Source organism: Mycobacterium arosiense ATCC BAA-1401 = DSM 45069, from assembly GCF_002086125.1.
Lineage (GTDB): Bacteria > Actinomycetota > Actinomycetes > Mycobacteriales > Mycobacteriaceae > Mycobacterium > Mycobacterium arosiense.
In genome coordinates, this window is the sequence record NZ_MVHG01000065.1 from 1 (window position 1) to 22,901 (window position 22,901).

The 22,901-nt window shown below is 60.7% G+C and carries 17 protein-coding genes; 8 read left to right on the forward strand and 9 right to left on the reverse strand.

Going from position 1 to position 22,901, the window contains the following annotated elements; all coding sequences use genetic code 11:
• Nucleotides 1–628 precede the first annotated feature (628 nt).
• From BST14_RS20345 to BST14_RS20360, 4 genes are all read left to right on the forward strand, one after another.
• Nucleotides 629–1,813: an amidohydrolase family protein gene (locus BST14_RS20345; RefSeq protein WP_083066204.1), complete on the forward strand. Its 1,185-nt coding sequence runs from the start codon at nucleotides 629–631 to the stop codon at nucleotides 1,811–1,813.
• 8 nt (nucleotides 1,814–1,821) lie between these two features.
• Nucleotides 1,822–3,051 carry a M24 family metallopeptidase gene (locus BST14_RS20350; protein WP_438502194.1) on the forward strand — a complete coding sequence of 410 codons (1,230 nt, stop codon included), beginning with the start codon at nucleotides 1,822–1,824 and terminating at the stop codon, nucleotides 3,049–3,051.
• On the forward strand, nucleotides 3,041–4,171 hold the full coding sequence (locus BST14_RS20355; protein WP_083066187.1) for a M24 family metallopeptidase: 1,131 nt from the start codon (nucleotides 3,041–3,043) through the stop codon (nucleotides 4,169–4,171). Before BST14_RS20350 ends, BST14_RS20355 begins: the two co-directional genes overlap by 11 nt.
• A 110-nt stretch (nucleotides 4,172–4,281) precedes the next feature.
• Nucleotides 4,282–4,689, forward strand: a complete 408-nt coding sequence (locus BST14_RS20360; protein ID WP_083066188.1) for a VOC family protein — start codon at nucleotides 4,282–4,284, stop codon at nucleotides 4,687–4,689.
• A 272-nt stretch (nucleotides 4,690–4,961) separates the two neighbouring features.
• On the opposite strand, the gene BST14_RS20365 is transcribed toward BST14_RS20360, so the two are convergent.
• Both BST14_RS20365 and BST14_RS20370 read right to left on the reverse strand, forming a co-directional pair.
• Entirely contained in the window at nucleotides 4,962–6,155 is a 1,194-nt protein-coding gene (locus tag BST14_RS20365; protein ID WP_438502193.1) for an alcohol dehydrogenase catalytic domain-containing protein, read from the reverse strand.
• Nucleotides 6,156–6,287: 132 nt separating this feature from the next.
• Nucleotides 6,288–7,571: a cytochrome P450 gene (locus tag BST14_RS20370; protein ID WP_083066189.1), complete on the reverse strand. Its 1,284-nt coding sequence runs from the start codon at nucleotides 7,569–7,571 to the stop codon at nucleotides 6,288–6,290.
• Nucleotides 7,572–7,910: 339 nt separating this feature from the next.
• Here BST14_RS20370 and BST14_RS20375 point away from each other — a divergent pair, with 339 nt between their 5' ends.
• A complete protein-coding gene (locus tag BST14_RS20375; RefSeq protein ID WP_083066190.1) occupies nucleotides 7,911–9,521 on the forward strand; it encodes an NHL repeat-containing protein in 1,611 nt (536 codons plus the stop codon).
• A gap of 251 nt (nucleotides 9,522–9,772) precedes the next feature.
• Nucleotides 9,773–10,618 (forward strand): mycofactocin-coupled SDR family oxidoreductase, encoded by an 846-nt coding sequence (locus tag BST14_RS20380; protein WP_083066206.1) that lies wholly within the window; start codon nucleotides 9,773–9,775, stop codon nucleotides 10,616–10,618.
• A 108-nt stretch (nucleotides 10,619–10,726) separates the two neighbouring features.
• Here the strand turns inward: BST14_RS20380 and BST14_RS20385 are convergent, their stop codons facing one another.
• Nucleotides 10,727–12,340: a class I adenylate-forming enzyme family protein gene (locus tag BST14_RS20385; protein WP_142279515.1), complete on the reverse strand. Its 1,614-nt coding sequence runs from the start codon at nucleotides 12,338–12,340 to the stop codon at nucleotides 10,727–10,729.
• Between the two features lie 285 nt (nucleotides 12,341–12,625).
• Between BST14_RS20385 and BST14_RS20390 the strand changes: the two genes are divergently transcribed.
• Nucleotides 12,626–13,033 (forward strand): MarR family winged helix-turn-helix transcriptional regulator, encoded by a 408-nt coding sequence (locus tag BST14_RS20390; RefSeq protein WP_158085906.1) that lies wholly within the window; start codon nucleotides 12,626–12,628, stop codon nucleotides 13,031–13,033.
• An 89-nt stretch (nucleotides 13,034–13,122) separates the two neighbouring features.
• On the opposite strand, the gene BST14_RS20395 is transcribed toward BST14_RS20390, so the two are convergent.
• Nucleotides 13,123–13,842 (reverse strand): GntR family transcriptional regulator, encoded by a 720-nt coding sequence (locus BST14_RS20395; protein WP_083066193.1) that lies wholly within the window; start codon nucleotides 13,840–13,842, stop codon nucleotides 13,123–13,125.
• Nucleotides 13,843–14,151: 309 nt separating this feature from the next.
• Between BST14_RS20395 and BST14_RS20400 the strand changes: the two genes are divergently transcribed.
• Nucleotides 14,152–15,246 (forward strand): NAD(P)H-dependent amine dehydrogenase family protein, encoded by a 1,095-nt coding sequence (locus tag BST14_RS20400; protein ID WP_083066194.1) that lies wholly within the window; start codon nucleotides 14,152–14,154, stop codon nucleotides 15,244–15,246.
• A gap of 38 nt (nucleotides 15,247–15,284) precedes the next feature.
• Here BST14_RS20400 and BST14_RS20405 read toward each other — a convergent pair whose 3' ends face one another.
• The 5 genes from BST14_RS20405 to BST14_RS20425 form a co-directional block, all read right to left on the reverse strand.
• Complete coding sequence (locus tag BST14_RS20405) at nucleotides 15,285–17,444, reverse strand: oxidoreductase (protein ID WP_083066195.1); 2,160 nt, start codon at nucleotides 17,442–17,444, stop codon at nucleotides 15,285–15,287.
• A gap of 82 nt (nucleotides 17,445–17,526) precedes the next feature.
• Nucleotides 17,527–18,807 (reverse strand): 3,4-dihydroxy-2-butanone-4-phosphate synthase, encoded by a 1,281-nt coding sequence (locus BST14_RS20410; protein WP_083066196.1) that lies wholly within the window; start codon nucleotides 18,805–18,807, stop codon nucleotides 17,527–17,529.
• 28 nt (nucleotides 18,808–18,835) lie between these two features.
• Complete coding sequence (locus BST14_RS20415) at nucleotides 18,836–20,233, reverse strand: aromatic ring-hydroxylating oxygenase subunit alpha (protein WP_083066197.1); 1,398 nt, start codon at nucleotides 20,231–20,233, stop codon at nucleotides 18,836–18,838.
• A 46-nt stretch (nucleotides 20,234–20,279) separates the two neighbouring features.
• Complete coding sequence (locus BST14_RS20420; RefSeq protein ID WP_245845569.1) at nucleotides 20,280–21,326, reverse strand: LLM class flavin-dependent oxidoreductase; 1,047 nt, start codon at nucleotides 21,324–21,326, stop codon at nucleotides 20,280–20,282.
• Nucleotides 21,327–21,789: 463 nt separating this feature from the next.
• Complete coding sequence (locus tag BST14_RS20425) at nucleotides 21,790–22,599, reverse strand: TetR/AcrR family transcriptional regulator (RefSeq protein WP_245845571.1); 810 nt, start codon at nucleotides 22,597–22,599, stop codon at nucleotides 21,790–21,792.
• Between the last annotated feature and the right edge of the window lie 302 nt (nucleotides 22,600–22,901).

The following is a 22,901-nucleotide window of genomic DNA, read 5'->3' on the forward strand; positions in this document are numbered from 1 at the left end:
CTCAACTACCGGCCTACCCCTACTCGCCACCGACCAAGTCTACAATTAATCAACCAACTTACGGCGCAGGACACTAGCTCATCGGCGAGTTGCACCATGACTGGAAAGTCGGTCTATAACGGCCCCCAAAGCTATCGGGTGGCGGGTACCGGTTTGGTTGAGCGTTCGATGCGCACGTCGCGGGTTCGACCGCTGCCAGGGTCAGGAAGGTCCGGGGCGAGCATGCCGCCTTGCTTTCCCGACATCCGTTCTCAGCCGTCCAAAGAAATATATGTGCAGCTACCGCACTGTAAAGCACGTTACTGTATAAAGTATCGCCTTACAGACTTCGTCTGTCAAGGATTGAGCTGAAGCCGCGGTGCGGGTCGTAATCAGTGGCCCGGCGGGAACCTTAACGCGTTGCAGCTGAGAGCTATTGCTTGAGTTTCAGTTCTGCCGGCACCATACCGCGGTGGGGACTGCCCGCGCGGTCTTGACAGACGATCCAAGGAAAGCAATGCTCTGTACATTGTGCACATGTGTGTGCGATTTTCGCACAACACCACGACCCGGAGATATGTCTCGCGAAGCCGTAACCCGATTCCCGCCCAGCTATCTCGTGGTGAGCCGATCTGATTGGGGGCCCATGATGTCGACTGGAACAACCAGTGTCTCGCTATACCCGCCGGAAGGCTTTGGCGCACCGAAGAATCGATGCGGCCACGCTGAGGGCAGTGCTGTGGGCTTGCCGGAGGGCACGGTGGTTTTCTCTGCCGACAACCATGTTTCGTTGGCGGAGGATATTTTCTACGAACGCTTCCCGGACAGTCTGAAGGATAAGGCGCCGCGGATCTGGTACGAGGATGGCGCTTACCAAATCGGCGGCAAGGGGCAGACGTTTCTACCGCCCGATTTTAGCGCGGTGCTGATGCAGTATGACGATCTACCGGGAGCGAGAAGCACCAATATCGAAGCCCGAATCCAGGAGTTGCGCGAAGACGGCATCGACAAGGAGTTGGCCTTTCCCAACGCCGTTTTGGCGCTTTTCGGGTTCCCGGATCTGGAACTACGTGAGCTCGCGTTTCGTATCTATAACGAGTACATCGCCGATCTGCAGGAACGCTCTGGTGGCCATTTCTATGGTGTCGGCCTGATCAACTGGTGGGATCAGCAAGGAGCTCGGCGCTCGCTTACCGAGCTGAAATCGCTGGGGCTCAAGACATTTCTGTTACCACTAAGTCCGGGCAAGGATGACCAGGGTAACATCATCGACTATTCGAGCGTAGCCATCAACGGCGTGTGGGATGAGATCGAAGACGCCGGCCTGCCGGTGACGCATCACATCGGAGAAACACCGCCGAAAACGCCCTGCGAGGTCAACAGTGTCGTTATCAGCATGATGGTCAACGTCGATTCTTTTCGGGAGATGTTTGCCAAGTACGTGTTTGGCGGCATCCTGGATCGGCACCCGAGACTGCGGGTCGGCTGGTTCGAGGGCGGGATTGCCTGGGTTCCCTCGGCCCTGCAAGACGGCGAGCACCAACTCGCGTCGTATCGGCACATGCTGGATCGACCGGTCGAACACGACGTCCGGTATTACTGGGACAACCATATGAGCGCATCGTTCATGGTCGATCCGCTGGGCCTGCAGTTGATCGACCAGATCGGCGTCGACAAAGTCATGTGGTCCAGCGACTATCCGCACAACGAAAGTACATTCGGCTATTCGGAGAAGTCGTTGGCCGCGGTCGTCGAGGCGGTCGGACCTGCGGCAGCCCAACGGATCGTGAGCGGCAATGTCAACGAGTTTCTTGGCCTGACAGCGCGCCGGTGATGACCTCCATGCAAACGCGGACCTCGACGATCGACATCCCGGATGAGCCGGACCTCGCTCGGATGCGTCGTGCTACGGGCGCCCGGCTGCGCTCAGCGATGGCAGACCGAGGCATAGACGAGCTGATCCTGCTCGGCAACAATGCCGTGGTGTATGCCACCGGGACGAGTTGGCCCCTGGGTGACGCCGGCTTATCCCACGTTGAGCGGCCCGTGGCTGTGGTGTTCGCGGACGACGAGTTTCCACACCTGTTTCTGCCGTTTCGTGAGGGTGCCTCGTTTGAGGCGGAGCTGCCCGCTGACCACGTACATGGTCCCGTCTACCTGGAGTTCGACGAAGGCGTGGAGGATTTCGCACGCCGGCTCGCAGAGCTAACTCCGACCACGGGGCGCGCTGAGGTGGCGGTCGACGAGTGCACCGGCGCCATGTCGCGCGCCCCGGAGCGACTTTTTCCGACCGGGCGACCCGTCGACGCGACAGAGGTGGTTAGTGCGGCCCAGGTGATCAAGACGTCCGACGAGCTTGCGTGTATCCGAACCGCGTGCCGGATCACCGACGAGGCCATGGTCGACGTGCAGGCGGCCCTGGCGCCCGGTATTCGCCAGATCGACCTGTCGGCGGTTTTCATGCGCCGGGCATTCGAGTTGGGCGCCACCGCCAGCATGCTGGAACCGATCTGGCAGGTGATGCCGCAAAGCAAGGCAGACGGCGTTTGGACCACCCATGGCGATTTGGCGTTGCCGCTGTTGACCACCGAGCGTGAAGTGGTTGCCGGCGATGTGCTGTGGACCGATGTCAGCATCAGTTACCGCGGGTATTGCTCGGATTTCGGGCGAACCTGGGTGGTAGGTCGAGACCCGACACTGCGCCAGCAGGCCCAGTTCATCAGGTGGCAAGAGATCATCACCGCGGTGCTCGAGGTAACGCGCCCCGGCGTCACCGCCGCCGAGTTGGGCAAAGCAGCCACCAAGGCGAACGGCGGGAACAGGCCGTGGTTGCCGCACTTCTATCTGGGCCACGGGATAGGTACTTATGCCGCCGAAACACCTTTGATCGGGACCGATCTGGGTGATGAGTTCGATGAAAACTTTGTTTTCGAGCCGGGAATGGTGCTGGTTTTGGAACCGGTGGTGTGGGAGGACGGCACAGGTGGCTACCGCAGCGAAGAGATCATTGTCATCACCGAGGAGGGCTGGATGCCGTTGACCGACTACCCCTATCACCCGTATGGCCACTGAGGTCCTGGCCGATGACCGTGCGCTGCGCCTAGGGCGGCGGGAGCGGGTGCTGGCCGAGATGAATGCCCACAACCTCGACGTGCTCGTTCTTGGACGGCAGGCCAACGTGCGTTACGTGTCCGGCGCGTCCCAATTGTGGATTGCAGGCACGCGCCCGTTTGGACCAACTTGCGTCGTCGTCCGGGCGACCGGGGCGATCCATTTGATGAGTACTTGGGACGAGGGCATTCCCGACGACATCCCGCATGAAAATCTGTACGGCATCGCCTGGAATCCCATGACCACCATTTCAGTACTGCGGGATATCGCAGGTGCGGCGGCCGCGAAACGTGTTGGCACGGACGCGCTGTCGCCGCTCTTCGCAGAGCTGCTGCCGCTAGCATTCCCCAATGCCGAGCTAGTCGATGGTGAGTTGGCTATGCGCGCGGCGCGGCGCATCAAGACGACCGAAGAGGTGGCCGCGCTTCGCGAGGCCATCCGGGTGGCTGAGGTCGGCTTGGCCGCGGCGGTAGCCGAGCTGCGGCCGGGGGTGAGCGAGCGGGCGCTAGCTGGTGTCTTGCTGGAGGCCATGACCGCCGCCGGGGTGAGTACCCCGTCAACCCAGGACGCGGCGTGGGTGACTTGTCGGAACCATCCCTGGCGGCGTGCGAACGGTGACGGCCGCGTACTAACGGGTGATTTGGTGGCGTTGTCTGCGGGTGTGCTCGGTGGTGGCTACATCGGCGAGGTGGGGCGGACGTGGCCAGTGGGCGAACGCGACGGCGCCGCGGATCTGTATCGCCGGTGGGATCTATTGTGGCGCAGGCTTTGCGACGCCTGTCGACCGGGAGCACCAGCCAGTGACCTGTTGGCGGCCTATCATGCGGTGGGGGAGCCGCTGCCGCCGATGCCGGTGGCGCGGGGGTTGGGTATGGGCTTTGACCCGCCGGTGGTTTCGCAGTATCTTCCCGCGACGGCTTCCGGTGAACGACTGGAGGCAGGAATGGTGCTCGCGGTCACCGGGTATGTCTGGCAGCGTGGTGTCGGCGCAGTGTTCGGCCGCGAAGCAGTTGCAATCACCGTAGACGGTTTTGAGGTCCTGACGTCTAGCCCGTCGGCGAACGGTGCGGTTGGGGCGTGAACGCGTTAAAACGATCGGCTCTCGCCTACCTCGAGCGTCGAGGTCACGCTTAACACAATCGACAACCGTTGGCGCGCCGATGATGTCACACCTCACCATAGGAGATTGATGTGCCCGCATACATTGTGCTTGATACACAAGCGCCGGAGAGCCTCACGCGGTTCTATTGCGCTCTGCAGGAAGTGGAAGTTATGCGTAGTTACGGCCAGGGTGGGCAGTACACCGCGCTCGCCCCGAATCGTGAAGGGTTGATGCTGGTCTTCCAGCGTGTTCCGGAGCCGAAGACGGGCAAGAACCGCGCCCACTTCGACCTGATCGTCGACGAGTTGGAAGGTCCAACTGCGCGCGCCGAGGAGCTCGGGGGTCGCTGGATCGAGCCAGGCAAAACGCATGAGCTCGACGGCTTCTCGTGGCGCGTCATGGCCGACCCCGAGGGCAATGAGTTCTGCTTATACGTGATGTCGGAGTCCGCTGAGGTCCCCGTCTTGCCCAGCCATGGCGATGGTGCCGGAAGTTGATGCTGCATCCTTGGTGATGCCGGCGCGTGATAAAAGCAGATCTCGGACGTCGTCGCTACCATGGGATGCCGGCGAAGCTTTTATATGGGCGACCCGGTCGCGCCCGTGGGCGCAGCCTTCGGAATCGACTTCGGTATCAGGCGGGAACCCTGGGCTCAGGTCTGGGCATCGAGCGCCATCTCAAGAGGTTCACGACCGACGATGCCGGTTGAGTCAGGACTGGTTATTCGACAGCCTGTTTCAGTCGCTGCAGCCAGCCTGGTTGCCGTGTATTACGTGGGGATGTTGGGGATGATTAGGTATTTGGCGCCGGTGGCATGCTGGCAGTAGCTGTTCATCACGTCGGGCTGCAACGCCTGGCTGAGCGTGATCGACTGTGCGTAATGTGTTTTGAACGTCGTGTCGAGCTCGTTAAGGATGCGCTGATGCAGCGCGTCTGTGCGCTCACGACCGATCCGCATTAGCACGTGTGGCATTAGCCAACCGCTGACGCCCCAGGATAACCCGTAGTTGTGGTGGGCCAGGACGGTTGGCGAATCGTCGAGGTGGCCGTAAATGTAAACATGCTTGTTCTCGAACGAGCCGTAAGGACTGTGCATTTTCTGCACTGCCATCGCCGCCGCCTCCATCGCCCAGAGCAACTCGCCCGGCATAGAGCCGCCACCGATCGCGTCGAATGCGACCGTCGCTCCAGTGTCCTTGATTGCGGCCATTAGGTCGTCACGGAACGTGGGCACGCTGGAGTCGCACACATGAGTGGCACCTAATGATCTGAGCAGGTCGGCCTGTTCTGGGCGGCGCACGACATTAACCAGCGGTACTCCGTCGTCGCGGCAGATCTTTACCAGCATCTGCCCGAGGCTGGACGCAGCAGCGGTATGGATGAGCGCATCATGAGCGTCCAGCCGAAGGGTTTCGACCATCGCCAACGCAGTAAGCGGGTTGACAAACATCGCAGCTGCGTCGACCGTGCGAACTTCGTCAGGAAGCGGTATGCAGTCAGCGGCGGCCACAGTCTGGTATTCGGCGTAGAGGCCCATCACCCCGGTGGACCCGGAGGACAGCACCGCGACTTTGCGCCCCATCAACGGTGTCGAGTTGGGCCCGGTGGCCACGACAACCCCAGCGCCCTCCTGGCCCGCGGGCAACGGTACCCCCGTGCGGTGGCTCATCGCGTGGCGTGCCGCCGGGGAAAGAGGAATCTCGACGCGGGGGCGATCCGGCGTGCCCCCGAAGCGGGCCCTCGTGAGATCGGCCGATCCCAGCAGGACCATCGTGTCCGAGGGGTGGATAGGTGCAGCGTCGATGCGGACGATCACCTCGTCGGGGCCCGGTTGCGGGACCGGTGTTTGCACGACAGCTATTTCGAGGGCGTCTGGCCCCGCCGTGGAGACGATCCGCAGGGTACGGTGTGGGATCGGTTCCGCGGTAGCGTCGCCGGATGCATGAACTTCGGTTTGTCTCACGGTTAAGACTCCTTGTCGTGGTTATAGCGCCGTGGCCGAGCCGGTACGGCCGAGCAATAGTCCTGGGCGCCAAGAGATTTCACGGTGCCGCCCGGCCGCTCTGAAGCGCCGTCCATCTTGCGCCGGCGGCGCCTAATGCGCGGCGGTGAAGGTGATGTGCAGTTCACTGAGCCCGCGCAACATATACGTCGGCTCATAGCTATAGCGGCGCTCCCCGATCGGTCCGTGCCTGCTTTCGTTGATTTTGATGTCGGACATCCGGTGCAAGATGCGCTCGACCGAGACGCGGCCCTCCACCCGGGCCAGCGGTGCACCAGCACACGTATGTATCCCGCGCCCGAAGGCGATGTGCTCGCGCACATTTTTGCGGTCGAGCTGAAATTGGTGCGGGTTGTCGAACCGGCGCGGATCGCGGTTAACGGCACCCACTATCACCCCGACGATAGTTCCGGCTGGGATGTCGACACCACCGATCGTGGCCGGTTTGCGGGCCAGCCGGAAGTTGGTTTTGACCGAGCTTTCCATGCGCAGCGATTCCTCGATGAAAGCCGGGATCAGGCTGCGGTCCTCACGTAGCCTTCGCTGGACATCGGGCCGGTCGCCGAGCACCTGCAGTGCAGCGCCGAGCAGCTTGGCGGTGGTCTCCTGTCCGGCGGCGAACAGGAACGTGGCCGTGTTGACCACTTCGGCGACCTTGGGGGTGGATCCGTCCGGGTACCTCGCGGTGGCCAGCGCGGTCAGCACATCGCCGCGGGGTTGGCGGCGGCGGTCCTCGATATAGGCGCTGAACTTCTCGTCGAGCCTCCCGTCCAACGGGTCACCGGTTGGCGCATCGTGATCAAACTTCCCGATCACCGGAGCGCTCGGAAGCTCGGTGCCCAACATGATGCAGAACTCCTCATGGTCTTCTTCGGGGACGCCGAGCAAGTCGGCGACGACCAAGGTCGTGAAGGGCTTGGCATACTCAGTGACGAATTCGCACTGGCCTTTGCCGAGGAACTTCTCGAGTTGGCGGTCGGCCAGACTCCACATGAACTGCTCGTTTTCCTTTAGCCGGCTCGGCGTGAGCAGCCGACCCAGCAGCGAACGTGCTTTCGTGTGGTCGGGTGGATCCATGGTGGCCATGTGGTCGAACAGAGGAAACTGCTCGCGGTGTTCCTCGATCTGGGCATTGACGTCCTGGCCCTCCGGGTCGAATGGCAACGGCGGGAACGGGCCTCCGATCGAGACGCAACTCGAGAACCTGTCGGTGTCCTTATAGACCGTGGTGGCCTCGTCGTACCCGGTGACTACTACGACGTTGTAGTTTGGTAGCAGCAGCACAGGATTCCTGCTGCGCAGGTAATCAAAATACGGGTACGGATCGGAAACCAAAGATGGGTCGGTGAAGAAGTCGACCGACTCGAAGCTGCTCATGATTGCGCGCCTCCCAAAGCTGAGGTCAATGTGACGGTCGGCATAAACGTTGCCCTGCACTCGACTGAGGACTGGAGGACGACGCTCTCGCTAGGGAGAATACTGCAGCATCTCATACTGTCAATGCATATACATTGTGGCTGGCCGCTGCCTCCATAGCCCTGCGTAGATGAACGCCATCCTAATATTGGAACTAATCATTATTGTGTACTAGTTGACAGTAATATGAGGTGCAGTACGCTGCGAAGATGTGCATCCACCCGAGTCTGCTTGCGTGAGAGACGCGACAATGCATGGTAACTCTCCCGTGCGGCGCGAAGCGACCAAAGCCGGCGGTTCATGAAGACGGATGGCCGTTACACCGCCGATCGCAACCCTGGCGTTGCCGAGGGGTGGCGGCTGGACCGGCTTACTCCGCCCAGCCGGCTGTTCGGTGCCAATGGATTGCGCACAGGTCCTGATGGCCGCCTTTATGTGGCCCAGGTGACCGGGAGCCAGGTCAGCGCGATGGACACCGCGAGTGGGGTGGTGGAGGTCGTCAGCGCCAAGGGAAGCAACATTATCGGGCCCGACGACCTCGCCTTCGACGAGGCCGGCAACATGTTCGCCACCGAAGTGATGGATGGGCGGGTCAGCGTTCTCGACCGATGCGGACAGGCTCGTGTGCTGCGTGATGACATTCCACTGGCAAACGGCATCACGATTTTCAGAGGCCGATTGTTCGTCGGCGAATGCCGTGAAAGCGGACGTCTTCTGGAACTCGATCGCAATGGCGGTCCGCCACGGGTGTTGCTTGAAAACGTGCCGTTGCCCAACGCGATGGAGGTCGGACCCGACGGCCTGCTCTATTTCTCAGTGATGGGAGCCAACCAGATCTGGCGCATCGGCCCAGACGGCGGCCAGCCCGAAGTTGTCGCGGCAAACCTCGGTGTGCCGGATGCGGTGAAGTTCGACGCGGAAGGCTTTATCGTCTCGACTCAACTGCAGAGTGGCCAGGTGCTACGCATCGATCCTCGCAGCGGTGAGTACACGGTATTAGCCGAACTCGATCCGGGGCTCGACAATTTGACGTTCGTAGACCAGCGGTTGTTCGTCTCCAGTCTTAGCGGCCAGATTACCGAGGTCATCGGCGGCGGTGAAACCAGTTCACTGATGTGTGGTGGGTTGACCTGGCCCCTAGATTTGGAGGTGGCTGAGGACGGCAACCTCTATGTCGCAGATGGTATTTATCTGTATCAGCTGGGGCCCGACGGCCTATTGCGCACTGTCGGGATGCTATTCGCCCCAGGCTATCCCGGCTTTCTCCGGGGATTGGCTGCAGTCGGCGACGGCAACTTTATCGTGACGACCTCCAATGGCCAGGTGTCTCGGTATCGTCCCGCGAGTAGCGAAAGCGAAGTGCTCGCCGACGGTTTCGACCAGCTTTATGGGGTGGGCATTGGCCCAGACCGGACCATCGTGGTCGCCGAACTGGGTAGCGGCCGGGTGCTGGCTATCCGATCCGGCAACGTGCAGACGCTGGCCTCAGGTTTGCAGGATCCATTAGGAGTGACGTTCGCCGCGGACGGCAGCTGCCTTGTCTCTGAAGCTGCGGCCGGGCGAATAGTGAAGGTCACAAGTTCGGGCATAGAGACCGTCGCTGAGGGATTGCAAAGTCCCCAGGGGATCTTGGTGCACGACGGGCAGCTGTTCGTCCTCGACGCCGGCGCCAAGGTAGTGGTCGCTTTCGATAGCCAAACCCATGTCGGTCAAACGATCGCGTTCGATCTTCCCGTCGGCGCGCCCCCCGGTGTAATGGCAAAACCGCTGCGCGGTATGCCACCCTTCTCCGGCCCGCAGGGACCGTTCGCGGGCATGAGTGCCGGACGTGATGGCACGTTGTACATCTCGGCCGACGGTGACGGCAGCATCCTCGCGCTACGCCGGCAGAATGCTCATGATCATCATTGAGGCGAATGTTGTGGGTTGCCCATGTGGCCGATGCGTTCAGGTTGCCACCTTCGCTAGACGAATGACACCGTCGAGTAGTTCGAGCACGTTTTCGATCAGGGCCAGTACGCGGCCGAATTGCTCGAGCCGCTGCGTCGTTGTCCCGACACGAAACCGGTTCACGCAGTTCTCGGTCGGCCGCCACAGAGCGCCGTACGACACAATCATGAGAATTCACGCCGGTTCTCGTCTAATCAGAAATGAGGTTACTAATGACAGGCCGAGTCGCAGGGAAGGTTGCGTTCGTCACCGGAGCCGGGCGTGGCCAGGGTCGCAGCCACGCTGTGAGGCTGGCACAAGAGGGTGCGGACATCATCGCAGTCGACATCTGTAAGCCGATCGAAAACATTCCAGTGAGCTTGTCCGCTCCGGCTTGCCCGGAAGACCTCGCCGAAACCGCGCGTCTGGTCCGGGCGTCGGACCGGCGCATCGTTACCGCTGAGGTTGACGTCCGAGACTTCGCCGGCCTCAAAAGTGCTGTGGATGATGGCGTTGCACAGTTGGGCCGGCTCGATGTCATAGTCGCCAATGCGGGCATTGCCGACGCGGGAGTCCTTTTCTATGACCTCGATGAAATCGTTTGGCAGACGATGCTCGACATAAATCTGGGTGGTGTTTGGAAGACAGTCAAAGCGGGTGTACACCATATGATTTCAGGAGGCCAGGGTGGCTCAATTGTTCTCACAAGTTCGGCTGCCGGGCTGGCCGCATACCCCAACATGAGCCACTACGTCGCGGCCAAACATGGTGTGGTCGGGCTCATGCGCGCGTTCGCTGTCGAACTCGGTCAGCACATGATACGCGTCAACAGTGTGAACCCCACGCATGTCAACACTCCGATGTTGATAAACGAGCAGACCTTCAAACTGATGCGTCCCGACCTCGAAAGCCCTGGCGCAGAAGACATTGAAACTGTCTGCGAGGCGTTTCACACTATTCCCCGACCGTGGGTGGAGGCCGAAGATATCACCAACGCGGTGGTGTTTTTAGCCTCAGATGAATCGCGCTACATCACAGGCGTCCCACTGCCGATCGACCTGGGCCACTGTCTTAAGTAGCAAGACGCCGTCCAGATGCCCGGATTCGTAGGCGGTGGGAGCGACTCCGGGCCGAGCAGCCGAACCGGTACTACCGAAAAAGGTGCACTGCCCATACCAACGCCGCCGTCATGAGCCGCCTTGAGCCACTTTCGATTCGAGGCTGGCAATCCACTCTGACCGAAGGGCAGCTTTGATTATCTTCCCAGTTGCGTTGCGGGGTAGTGGTTCAGGGCGTATCCACCACCTCGACGGCACCTCAAAGTGAGCCAACGTTGCACGCAACCCTGCCCGAATTGCCTCGATGTCGACAACCTGGTCGCTGTGCGTAAAAACGACGGCACCGACTTCCTCGCCCAAATCGTCGTGGGGCAAACCGACCACGGCAACCTCATCGATTTGCAAGCTCCTGCCGATCGCCGCTTCGACGTGGGCAGCTGCAATATTCTCACCGCCGCGGATGATGATGTCTTTACTCCGGTCGGTGATATAGACGAACGAATCGTCGTCGACCCAGCCGATGTCACCTGTTCGCAGCCACCGATCGCTGTCAATGGGGGCGTTGGCGTCGCCGAGGTATCGCAGCATGACCGAGGGCGATCGGACAAGCAGTTCTCCGCTGCCGTCACTTTCTGAGTCGGCGACACGCACCTCACAGGTTGGGAGTGGTCGACCAACGGTTCCCGGCCGCGCCGCGACAGCGCTGCCCGCGGCGCTGGTGACCGCGCCCCCCGTCTCAGTGAGCCCCCACGTCGTCCCGATACCGCGCAGCGCATGAGGAAATGCCGTGCGGGCCCGCGCTTTGACGTGCTCCGGCACCGGGCCGCCACCCATATTGATCGTGTAGAGATCGGGTAGCCGCGTCGCGGTGGCCTCCACATAGTCGGCGAGCCGCGACACCATCGACGGAACCGCTGCCCAGGCGTGGACCCGCTCCTGGGCCAGCATGGCCACGACTCGGGCGGGCTCGAACCGGCCCGTGCAGAAGACGAGCCTGCCTCCGGTAGCCATGGCAAGCGTCAACTGCTGGATTCCGCCAACATGAAACAGCGGAAGACTCAGAAGACTCACACTTCCGGTGCCCGGCGCCAATCCAGATTGCGAGATCCTGCCGGTGACGGCCAGGAAATTCTGCAGCGTCGACACCACCGCGCGGTGGGACAGCTCGGCGGCCTTTGCGTGGCCGGTAGTGCCGGACGTGAAGACGATGAGCGCCGGATCGTCCTCGTGAATGGATGCCGCGGGAGCATCCGGCTGCTGCGGCGCGGTTTCTGTGAGATGCCGTATTTCGTCGAAAGACAGGTATTCCGTGTTCTCGGTGAGCAGGTCAGCTCTGCGCTGGTCGGCGATAATGCAGCGGGGCAGGGTGACCTCGATCGCGCTCTGGAGTTCGGCGGCGCTCCACCACGCATTTCCGACGACCACCACACCACCGGCACGCAGGATCGCCCAAAAGCTAACGATGAATTCGATCCGGTTCGCGCCGGCAATCATGACCCGGTCGCCGCGTCTGACCCGCGCTGCGCGCAAACGATCACGAACGGCGGCTACACCCGACTCGTGATCAGCGAAGGTCAATCGCCGGGAATCCTCGACGACATAGGTTTCTTTCGCTCGTCGCCGGCCCTCGAGGATCAGGTCACCAGCGTGACGCGGTCGCATCGCAAATACTCGGGTGGGCGCGCCGAGTACGTCTTCGGTGACGATATCATTGCCCCAGCAAACTGGGTCTTCGTCAATCACTGACTGCTGCTCACCGCCTGATCCATCGCCTCGACCCGAAGGTTTGTTGTATAAAGAGCTACAGTAATGAATGTTACATGACTGCCCCTAGCCTACGCCTACGGCCACGGCGTTCGAGCTACCTCATTTACTAGCGTTAGTGAATCCCCAGCGATGTCGGCACGGTAGCTTGTTTCCATGGTGATACTGGCCGGGTATACCTCGTGCCCATAACGAGTAGGTGTGGAGATGAATAACCAGCGGAGCGTGCCACAGTGGTCTCGCGTCGAGGGAACAATAATGTCGGTGGCGCGTCTGATGCGCCGCGCTTATGACCAGGCGTTTTCCGATTCCGGCCTCAATCTCGCCGAGGCGACGGTGCTTGCCCACCTCGTCGACGGTGCGCTCACTCAGTCCGAACTTGCGCGTCGGGTCGGAACCAGCCGTGCACGCATTGGTGGCTTGATCGATTCGTTGGAACCACGAGGCGCGGTACGGAGAGACGGCCACCCGACAGATCGGCGCGTCTGGCTGGTCAACCTCACCGACAAGGGACACGCCATGTGGGAGAGCACGGTGGCTGCCGACCGAACACTGCGCAAACACCTCCGCAAGGGAACCACGGCGCAGCAGCGCGAGCGACTCGATGAGGTACTAACGCTCATTCAGGAGAATGCGCTCGCTTTTCTCAACGAGGCCGATGGATCAGAATGAATGCCGTGAGGCCAAGTCTGGTGCAGGGCATCGCGATCGCCTTTCCTGGAGCGTAAACAGCGGGCTTCGGATAGTTAGGCGCAACTGACCTAGCGCAGTGGGCGCCGGATTGTCATGAAGTGACGGAAGCGAGATGGGGCATAAGTGTTTACGGTGACCTGCGCCACCTCCGCTTTGGATGTCATGTAGGTGCGCCGCACCCTCAGCGCGGGCGTTCCCTCGCGCACTTTCAGGCCGTCTACGAGTTCCGCCGGAGTCAGAATTGCAGTGACTTCTTCACGAGCCTCGGTAATGGTCACCCCATATCGGTCTTCGATCAACGCGAAGACGGCGCCGGTGTGATGTTGCAGGTACCTGCCCACTGCGGCGAAGGATTTGTTGATGTAGTACTCCATCCAGCAGAGGGGCTCTTCCGCATCTTCGGACCGGCGGGAACCCCGAACAGTCAGCCACTTTTCGCCCTTGCTCAAACCGGTCATATCTTCGAGTTCGGCGTCGATCGTAACCATGTCGATGGAGCTGACTGTCAGCCGCGTGCCGGCGGCGAACGCACCAAGATCGTTGACAGTCATGACATCGCGGTGATTTGTGTCGGGCCGTCGGAGCACCATGGTTCCCCTTCGCGGACAGGATGACACGAGGTTGTCGGCGCGGAGTCGACGAAGTGCTTCGCGCACTGTGTAACGGCTTACCGAAAACTTTTGAGCTAATTCGTGTTCGGGTGGGAGGCGCGATCCAACGGGGCATTCGCCCTCGGAGATATTTTTTCGCAGAGCACGTTCGATTTGGATGTAGCGGTGCTCTGTCATTCGCGGTCAACCTGTTGGCGTGGAAGGCCGGCTCGTAGGTCCGGGTGGCGGCCGCCTGGCGCGATAAGCCTCCCGGCCAAAATGTCGCACCGGGCCTTCACCTCTTGGCAATGAGGTGGTCCACCGCAGGCGCTCGACGACCGGCTTAACAAAGTGGTCCGCGTACGCGATCGAGGCTGGATGTTGCGCACCGTTGAATAATACTGCACAGTAGAATACTGTCAAGTTCTATACAATATCTGGTTCTAGTGTCGATCAAGTCCCAAGTCCTCACAGTGATGTCCGAATAGTCGGAGAGGGATTCAAAAAATGTCGAAGTACCGGGTCGTCCAGTGGGGTAGTGGCTTCACCGGCGAGATCGCACTGCGGTATCTCATTACGAACAAGAGCCTCGAACTCGTCGGACTGAGGTGTTATACGGAGGCGAAGCAAGGGGCCGATGCGGGCGAGATCGCCGGTTTACCCGTTTCCGGTGTAGCTGCGACCCGCGACGTTGACGAATTGCTGTCATTGAAACCCGACTGTGTGATCTTTATGCCGCGGGACGCTCTTCAGGACCCATCTGTGCCCGGCAGCGCGTCGGAAGTGTGGGTTTCAGAGCTGGAACAGATCCTGCGCAGTGGCTCAAACGTCGTCAGTCCAATTTGTTCCGGAACGCACTACAAGCACATGGCAAACGGCGAGGACTTCCATGCGCGTCTGCAGGAAGCCTGCGAGGCGGGGAAGTCCACCCTTTTCTTCACCGGACTTGACCCAGGTTTCACGGATGTCATGGCATTCAACATGACTAGCGGTGTCGGAGATATTCGGCGGATCGACATGTGGGAGTTGCTCCACTACGGCGGGTACACGGTGTCCGAGACGCTACAAGCGATGGGATTTGCCCTTAAGCCCGAGGATGTACCGAACGAGGTCATCGATGCCGTTCGATACAACTGTTGGGGCGGTGTCCCTTACGCTCTGGCCATGGGCCTCGGGGTACAAGTGGAAAAAATTGAGGTGACGGGCGACGTTGAGCTCGCGGCAGAAACCTTCGTGACCGACGCGGGCATGGCGGTTCCGAAGGGGTCGATCGCTGCGATGCGTTTTACCATTACTGGAGTTGTCGACGGCGAGCCGCTCATTAATGTGCATCACGTCAACCGGCTCCGAGGCGAAGACGCTCCGCACTGGCCTTCGCTCGGACAAGACGGTGGTTATATTGTCGAGATCGACAGCTTCCCGCCGCTACGAGGGGAATTCGCGCTGGGCTTACCCGGCGGCACGGGCACAGCCTTGACGGACGGCTTCGCCATTACGGCGGCCCGATGTGTCAACTGCGTCGGGCCTGTCGTCGAAGCTTCGCCGGGATACCGACACTTCGCCGAATTATCGGTGGGCGGACGGCACGGCTTTCGTGGGTGAGTCGATTTACGCGATGCCAACAAGCTTTGTGGCCTTGCTTATGTGTCCTCGCCAATGGGCGCACTTCCCGCAGTAACGAGATCTGGATGGCGTGCCCCGCATTCAGCCTGGCTGAGGAGGACGGCTGCGGGTTGGGGCATATTTTGAAGGGGTTCGTCGGGCCAGAAGGCCTCGTTGAAGGTGGTGGGTGCGTCGGGTTCACCGATGAAACGGGCGAACTTTTGTCCTTCGAATGAGGCCGCGGCCATGGGGCGAGGTGCCAACGCGTCGCCGATGGTAAACAGTTGTCTCACTTTGCCTTCCAGGGCGTCGCTCAACGAGTCATTGGGCTCTCGCGAGGAGGCCAGGATGACGGCTTCGACATTGGGGATGGTTCGTTCGGCGCCGGTGAAGACGTCATAGAGGGTCACTGCGTGGGTGTCGATGCTGCGCAGATAGGTTTGGGTGGAGATGGTGACGCCGGCGGCCTTGATTCTCCCGACCACAAACCCAACCTCGCCCGTATACATCAGGTCCGCGCTGACCGGTGCGAATGCCGATGTGACGAGTTCGACGTCAGCTCCGGCCTGGGCCAGGATTTCGGCGATGCCGGGGCCGGTGTGGGTGCCTTCGCCGTCGAGCAGGATCACCTTGCCGGTGGGCCGCACTCCGTTGAGGAGGATGTCTTCGGGCCGGTAGACGAAGTCGTGATGATGGCCGCTGATGGGCTGGTTGAGAAATCCGCTGCGGCCGGTGGGTGAATAACGTGACCCGGTGGCGACGATGACCGCATCGGGGTGTTCGCCCAGAATGGTCTCGGCGGTGGCCTCGGTACTGAGACGGACATCGACGCCGAGTTGGGCCAGCTCGGCGGCCCACCAATCGACGCCCTTCTGGAACGATTCCCGGCCGGGAAGGCAGGCCCACAGGCGGAGCCCGCCCCCGAGCTGATCGCACGATTCCAGCAACACCACCTGGTGGCCTTTGAGAGCTGCCACCCGGGCGGCCTCCAGCCCGCCGGGTCCCCCACCTACGATCACTGCCTTCGACATTTTCGTAGCCGCCGTCCCGAAAACGCCACCGCCCCAGATACGTTCGCGGAAGCTTGCCGGGTTTATCGTGCACCCCGCGGCGCCTCGTGGAAACGAGGCCATGCACCAATTGCAGGCGATGCAAGTGCGGCTACGGTTCTCATTGCCCTCGCGCGCATTACGTACCAGATTCGGTTCGGCGATCAACGCCCGCGCGGCGCCCACCATGTCACAAACCCCGTCGGCGAGAGCGGTTTCGGCTTCGGCGATCGTGGTCAGCCGCCCCAGGACGCTGATGATCGGCACGGAGCCGGCCGCATCACGCATCGCCACCACATAGGGCTCATAGACGTGCGGACTGATGAACACTGACGGCATACCCAAGTGAAATTGGTTGGGCTCCACTGCAACATCGAGATCCACAAAATCCACCAGACCCGAATCGCAAATCTCCCGGAGCATCTCGGTCGCCTCTGCCTGGTTGTACCCACCGGGAAGCATCTCGTCGCAGTTGAACCGGATCCCCACTGCCATCTGCTCGCCCGCACCGTCACGCGTGCTTTCCAGGCACTCGAAAATGAACCGCAACCGGTCGCTGGGACGGGCGCCGTACTGGTCGGTGCGCTGGTTGAAGTACGGCGAGGCGAATTGTTCGAGCAGAGTACCGTGACAGACGCTCAACTCAACGCCGTCATAGCCGGCACGCCGCAGGTTCGACGCGGACCTGCGGTGTGCATCGACCACGCTTAAAAGCTCATCGCTTCGCAGAGCGTGACCGCACTCGTTGTTCCCGAACACTTGGGCAGACGATGGTCCCAGCGCCGGTCGCGGGGGGCCGAGAGCACCCCACTGGCCAACCTGAAACGGGTTGTACCAGAGCTGGCCAAAGATCCTGCCACCCTCGCTGTGGATGGCATCAGCCATCGCCTGAAATGACCGGACATTCCGCTGTGGGTAAGGCGACGGCATCCCAAACACTTTCCCGTGCAAGTTCAGGCTGGTGATGACCAGGCCGCACCCTCCCCGCACGCGCTCGGCACTGTAATACGGAAAGTCATTACTCGGTTCCGTTCCGAGCGCAAGGTTGAGCCCGTGCGGCGCGAAGTAAAACCGGTTAGGAATCTCAACAGGACCGATCTTGATGGGAGTGAATACGTTTGGATATTTGGAATGGCCGGTCTGGCTCACAGCAGTGCCTCCTTGCCGGAATGACCCGTGGGGGTAGGGGCGAGTGGCAGTACTTCGATCGATCTCGCCATATCAGTTCCCTTCAACATGATTCGTTCACGTACATTCCGAAGCTGCGTAGCACTTGTCCTAGGTCGTGGTCGTCGTTGAGTAGCCGTAGGGACGTCACACTGAGCTCCGAAAGGATTTCGGCGGCAACTTCATCGTTGATGCCGCGTTCGCATCGACTCAACTGTTTGAAGTGATCGCATGTCCACGGCTGACCGTCGCGACGGATGTAGACAACGACGCCTTCTCCCGACCTGACGAATGCAGCCAAGTGCTTTCGCAGGTCACTTCGACATGCGCAAGTCGTGAGTCCCACGACGTCGCCGTTCAAGCACTCTGTGTGGACATATACGGGTATTCCGGGACGGATAGCGCCGGCCATGAAGGCAAGATGTGATCCGTCACCATACAGGCTACGAAACGCGAGCACATGCAGATCGCCATCCGCCGTTGTGGCGGTTTGGGTGCCAACACATTGCACCTGAGGATCGGTCCGGCGCCGATAATCTTTTAGCGCCTTGATTGAAATAACTTGCAGCCCATGCTGTTCCGCGAAACCAAGCAGTTCTGCGCAGTCTGCCGTCTCGCCCGAGATCCGCTCCGACATGATCGTGCACAACACCGCCGCGAGTCGCCGACCCGCAAGCCGAACGAGATCAAGCGCTGCCTCCGCGTGACCTGCCCGCTCGAGCACACCTCCCGGTCGAGCCCCTATGGGTAGCACGTGTCCGGGACGTGCAAAGTCGAGCGGTGAGGATTCGGGGTCGGATAGGGCGACTGCGGTCCGGGCCCGAGCAGCTGCCGAGATCCCGGTTCCGTTTTCCCGTAAGTCCACTGTCACGCGGTATGCCGGGTCATCTCCAGTGCAGGGAGATATCGGCGGCAGCCCCAATCGGTCGCAGTGTTCACCAGGCAGCGCCACACAAACGAGCCCGGACGTGTACCGCACCGTAAAGGCCATCAGCTGGGTCGTGGCACTCTCGGCCGCAAAGACCAAGTCTCCACAGTTGTGGTCGCCGTCTACGACGACGACCGGATCCCCGGCGGCGATCGCCGCGATCGCGCTGAGAACTTCGTTTAGCGAAAACGATTCAGAAGCAACGCCCTCAGCGCCGAGCGGGAGGCCGGGGTCACCCACGGGCTCTCTCCCGTGCTCTCGGCAAGAAAATTTCGACTGCCCGGTATCATTCAGTGCCTGAGTCTCTGGAGTGATACGCACACCGTGCTGCTTGCCCGCACCGGCACCCGGCCCAACCAAGGATGGATCAACGTCAGTCGCGTTGACGCCCCGAATGTGTCGGGGCTGTCGAAACATATCGCTCGAGGTAAGGGCTGACACCGGTCTATCGATCTGCCTTCCCCAGTCTGCGGGGAGAACCGACGCCCATTAATCTCGACAAGTGGCGATGGAAATTCGTCACCTTCTGTTCCTGGTGCGGGTTGGGCTGTGGTCCACGGAAACCACGGGACTTCATGCCCTTCTGAACCCATTCCATATTGGCGAAATCTTGGGCCAGCACCAAACCCCACTTTTCTGCGGTTGGCTCCGCATAAATCCACTCGGTCTTCGGTTCTGCGCCCTCCGGAAAGCGTTCCAGCGCATAGGATTCAAAGATGCACTTGTTGGGATCGTCGCCGTAGGGGCGGACGCGGTAGCAGAGGGCGAAGGTAACACCCTGCAAGATGGTTTGGTTGGGAAACAGGCTCCAGGCTAGTCCCGCCTCGGTCATCACGTCCGGCGGGATTTCCGGCCAGATAACGCCGCGTGCGGCATCGTCGGCCTTGGCCGACGCCATCCAGTGTTGGATGACTTCTGACGGCGGTGTGCCTTCGGGGAGCTCGTCGACCAATCTTTTTGCCGCGTTGACGAGGGTTTCGGTTGAACCGGCGTAGTTGACTGTCTCGTAGTTTTCCCGGGCCAGCTCGTAGGTGGAAACGCGCGGGTCACCCAGGCCCGCCCGGGTGACCGAGCTGCTCTGACTCGTTTTCATGGCGGGATCGCGCTCGTCGAAGCCGCTGACGCCGTGTAAGCCGTACGGCTTGCTATACGCGTAGTACTGGCCGTATTTCAGCAACTGGGGATGGGTTCCGGCTACGTGATACGGCTCCATAAAGGCCTCAATGGCCGTCTTCCAGTTACACGGATAGACACACCATTGGCGCCATTTGTACCGCATCTTCTCAAACTCGAAATGATCCAGGATCCCAGCGGCCGGCTCCAAGTAGCTTCGCAGTGGCTCGCACTGCGGATCCATGTTGATATAGACCCAGCCGCCCCAGGTATCGACCTTGACCTCGGAAAGACAGGTGCGCTCGGCGGTCAGTGCCCCTTTCCAGTCTCCCTTGTCGAGAATGTAAGTGTTCTTGCCGTCACGGTCGTAGGTCCAGCCATGAAAGCCGCAGACGAAAGCCCGCTTCTTGCCGCTGACGCAGTTGACGTCATCTGGGGTGTTGACCAGTTGGCGGCCACGGTGAGGGCAGACGTTGAAGTACGCCTTGAGCGTTGCCGGTGAAGTGCGGATGATGACGACGGATTCATCGCCGATGTTGAAGGTGATGAAGTCGCCCACCTCAGGAATATCTTCCACGCGGGCGGCCATCAGCCAGACCTTGGACCACAGCGACTCAGCCTCTGCGGCCGCATACTCCCGAGAAATAAAGGCATCAACCGGATAGGTCAGGGGCTCACCCAGATCTTCATCCGTGAGTGCATCAAATCTAATGTCAGTCAGGCTGTCCATGATCCAAACCCCCTACACTTGAAGCTTTCACGCTAACCTGCGGCCACTAGCCCTTGAGCTTCGGCAGAACCCTTTCAGCGAATAGCTTGGCCTGTTCATAAACGAGCTCGTAAGGCATGCCTCCGAAACTGAAGTTGGCGAGGATTTCATAATCGCCCACCATCGAGGCGCGGTTGAGGTGATAGTCCACCAGCGCCTCCGGAGTCCCGATCATGTTGCCGTTGACGTAATCGCGGTAAGCTTTGTCAGCGCCGCCCGCCGCTTCGGCCATCTCGCCCATGAGGGCGTAGGTTGAGTAAGATGGCAGCTCCTTGAAATGCGGGCTCATAAACTCGTAGTGATTGGCTACCGTTTCGAACATCCGACTGAAGTACTTGTCGCAGTACTCGGTGACTTTGTTCTTGTCGTCAAAGCACAAGACGAAATCCGAGATTATGAACGGTGGCGGCGTCCGGCCATGACACTGCTCGAAAACCTCCCGGTAATGCGTGATTTCCGGAATCGCATTCCGCCAATCGCCTTGCGAGAATCGCATGGTTTGAAGTCCATAGTCTGCCGCGACTTCCACCGAGGTTGGCGACATCGACACCATGACGGTGCGTTCTTTGAACGATTTGAACGGGCGTGGGCGGACTTCGGTGCGCGGGATCTGGTACCATTTCGTGTCGGCTTCGACGATGCCGGTTTCAACGCCGTCCATGATAATCAGCGCAGCTTCGTCGAACATTTCCCGGGAGTCCGCGAGTTCCACATTGAACGAGCGGAATTCGCGGCGTGCTGCCCCGCGCCCCATACCCAGAATCAGGCGTCCCTCGCTCAAGATGTCGAGCTCGAGGGCCTGCTCCACGACACGCAGTGGATTATTCCAAGGCAAGATGACCGCGCCGGTAATCAGCTTGATGTGCTTAGTTTTTGCTGCGACGTAGGCCAGCATCTGGAAGGGGTCGGGGCATGCTGCGTAGTCGGTGAAGTGGTGCTCGACCGGCCCGACGTAATCGAAGCCCATGGCCTCGGCCTCGATGGCCAGTTTCGTTTCCTGCATGAACTTCTCGACATCAGAAACGCCGTTGAGGTTTTGGAAACCCAGATGCATTCCAACTCGCATGTTCAGCCCTTTGCTTGCTGTCCGGTCGATGTCATTCGTTGGTGGTGAGATCGCCTTAGGCCCGAAACTCTCGAAGCGGTCGTGCCGCAGCCGGCCGTTGGCTTACAGGCGATGGCGATCAACGCGGCTGGCTCCTCTCGGACGCTGCTCGTCGTGTGCTATGTCACCTTAGTCGTTTCAACGATAACCGACAAGGCTCGTCGTGGGTTCAAAGACGAAACATCGCGACATCCCGGATCGTGAGGCGTGCTGCCTAGGAATTTCTGCATTTAGGAAGGGTTTCGCGCGTTAAGTCGCGAACGGATGGTTGCCTAATCCGTATGCCGTCCGTCAGCCAAGGCGGGCGCCGGGCCCCATGGTTGGCGGTACTGTGGTTGAGCAAGAAACGGTCGAGGTGCCGGCGACGCAGTCGGGCACCGTACGGTGAACCGCCACCGCCGATGTACGGGTTCTACTTCTTCGCGGTTTTGCCGCCTCCGGCCACCGACCCGAGGCGTTCCCGTGCCTGGTCGAGTTCGATCAAGCTCTCAGCGAGCAACTTCTTGAGCCGCAAATTCTCGTCCGCGAGTCGGGCGTCGCTAACGGCCGCGCTCGTCGTCGACGATCCCAGCAGGCCGTGAAGCAGCAGACGCACGCCGTAGCGGGTGCGTTGGTTAATCGCTGTCTGCTCACTCACCACACCCCACGCCGCTTCGTTCGCCGGGCCTCCGACGACGAGATCGAGGAAGGCCTGCGCCGCATCCCGGGCTTCAGGGAAGCCCGTGGCGTCGTTGCTGAGGTGGCGCCGAAACAGGTCGGCAAGGTACGTGATGGTCGGATCCTCGCCCTGTCGAACGGTGAAGACGCCGATCTCGGGCATATGACCGGATTCGGCGTTCGTCAATCGCAACAGCCGCAGTCCCTTTGGGCTTAGCATGTTTTCGACAAGGATGTAGGCGATGGCCAGCAGACTCTCTTCCAGAGTGGCGCATTCGGCCTGGCGGAGGCGTTCGACGGGTACGATCCATTCTTCGATCGCTCGCTGCAGGGCAGCCTTGAAAAGGGTTTTCTTGTCGCCGTAGCGTGCGTAGACGGTCCGCTTCGCGATGCCCGCGGCGGCTGTGATCGCGTCAATGCTCGTGCGCTCGAAGCCTCGTTCCAGAAACAAGTCGAGGGCCTTATCCAGGAACTCCTCGTTGCTCAGCGACGGTCGTCTGGGGCGGCGGTCCTTCGACGTCGCCGCATCCTTTTTGACGACCGTGGTTGTCGTCGCATCCTTCAAGGGCATTCCATCGAGTCGGTCCGCTAATGATCGGTCGACCGTACACGGTCAGGGTTCAATGGTAGCCCCGTGCTTGCCGGGAGGGCCGTAGGCATGCGGGCAGTGCTCTTCGGCGGTCGCGGAAGTCAAGCGAACGAGGACAGCCACGACGCGGCAGGCTCCTGCAGCGGTATCGGATTAGCTGTGGTGCATCCCCCTGCGAAATCCATTGGAGTGCAGGCAAAGGGTTGGCATCGCGGCCACCGGGCCGGGGTTGCGTGAGCCGAGGATCGGCTCAGGGCAGCGTCCAGTCGCAGACTTTG

What these genes read in the sequence shown, in the direction of transcription:
- BST14_RS20345 (WP_083066204.1), top strand. Translation starts at nt 629, where the DNA reads ATGTCGACTGGAACAACCAGTGTCTCGCTATACCCGCCGGAAGGCTTT.
- BST14_RS20350 (WP_438502194.1), top strand. Translation starts at nt 1,822, where the DNA reads ATGCAAACGCGGACCTCGACGATCGACATCCCGGATGAGCCGGACCTC.
- BST14_RS20355 (WP_083066187.1), top strand. Translation starts at nt 3,041, where the DNA reads ATGGCCACTGAGGTCCTGGCCGATGACCGTGCGCTGCGCCTAGGGCGG.
- BST14_RS20370 (WP_083066189.1), bottom strand. Translation starts at nt 7,571, where the DNA reads ATGAGCAGCTTCGAGTCGGTCGACTTCTTCACCGACCCATCTTTGGTT.
- BST14_RS20375 (WP_083066190.1), top strand. Translation starts at nt 7,911, where the DNA reads ATGAAGACGGATGGCCGTTACACCGCCGATCGCAACCCTGGCGTTGCC.
- BST14_RS20380 (WP_083066206.1), top strand. Translation starts at nt 9,773, where the DNA reads ATGACAGGCCGAGTCGCAGGGAAGGTTGCGTTCGTCACCGGAGCCGGG.
- BST14_RS20395 (WP_083066193.1), bottom strand. Translation starts at nt 13,842, where the DNA reads ATGACAGAGCACCGCTACATCCAAATCGAACGTGCTCTGCGAAAAAAT.
- BST14_RS20400 (WP_083066194.1), top strand. Translation starts at nt 14,152, where the DNA reads ATGTCGAAGTACCGGGTCGTCCAGTGGGGTAGTGGCTTCACCGGCGAG.
- BST14_RS20410 (WP_083066196.1), bottom strand. Translation starts at nt 18,807, where the DNA reads ATGTTTCGACAGCCCCGACACATTCGGGGCGTCAACGCGACTGACGTT.
- BST14_RS20415 (WP_083066197.1), bottom strand. Translation starts at nt 20,233, where the DNA reads ATGGACAGCCTGACTGACATTAGATTTGATGCACTCACGGATGAAGAT.
- BST14_RS20420 (WP_245845569.1), bottom strand. Translation starts at nt 21,326, where the DNA reads ATGCATCTGGGTTTCCAAAACCTCAACGGCGTTTCTGATGTCGAGAAG.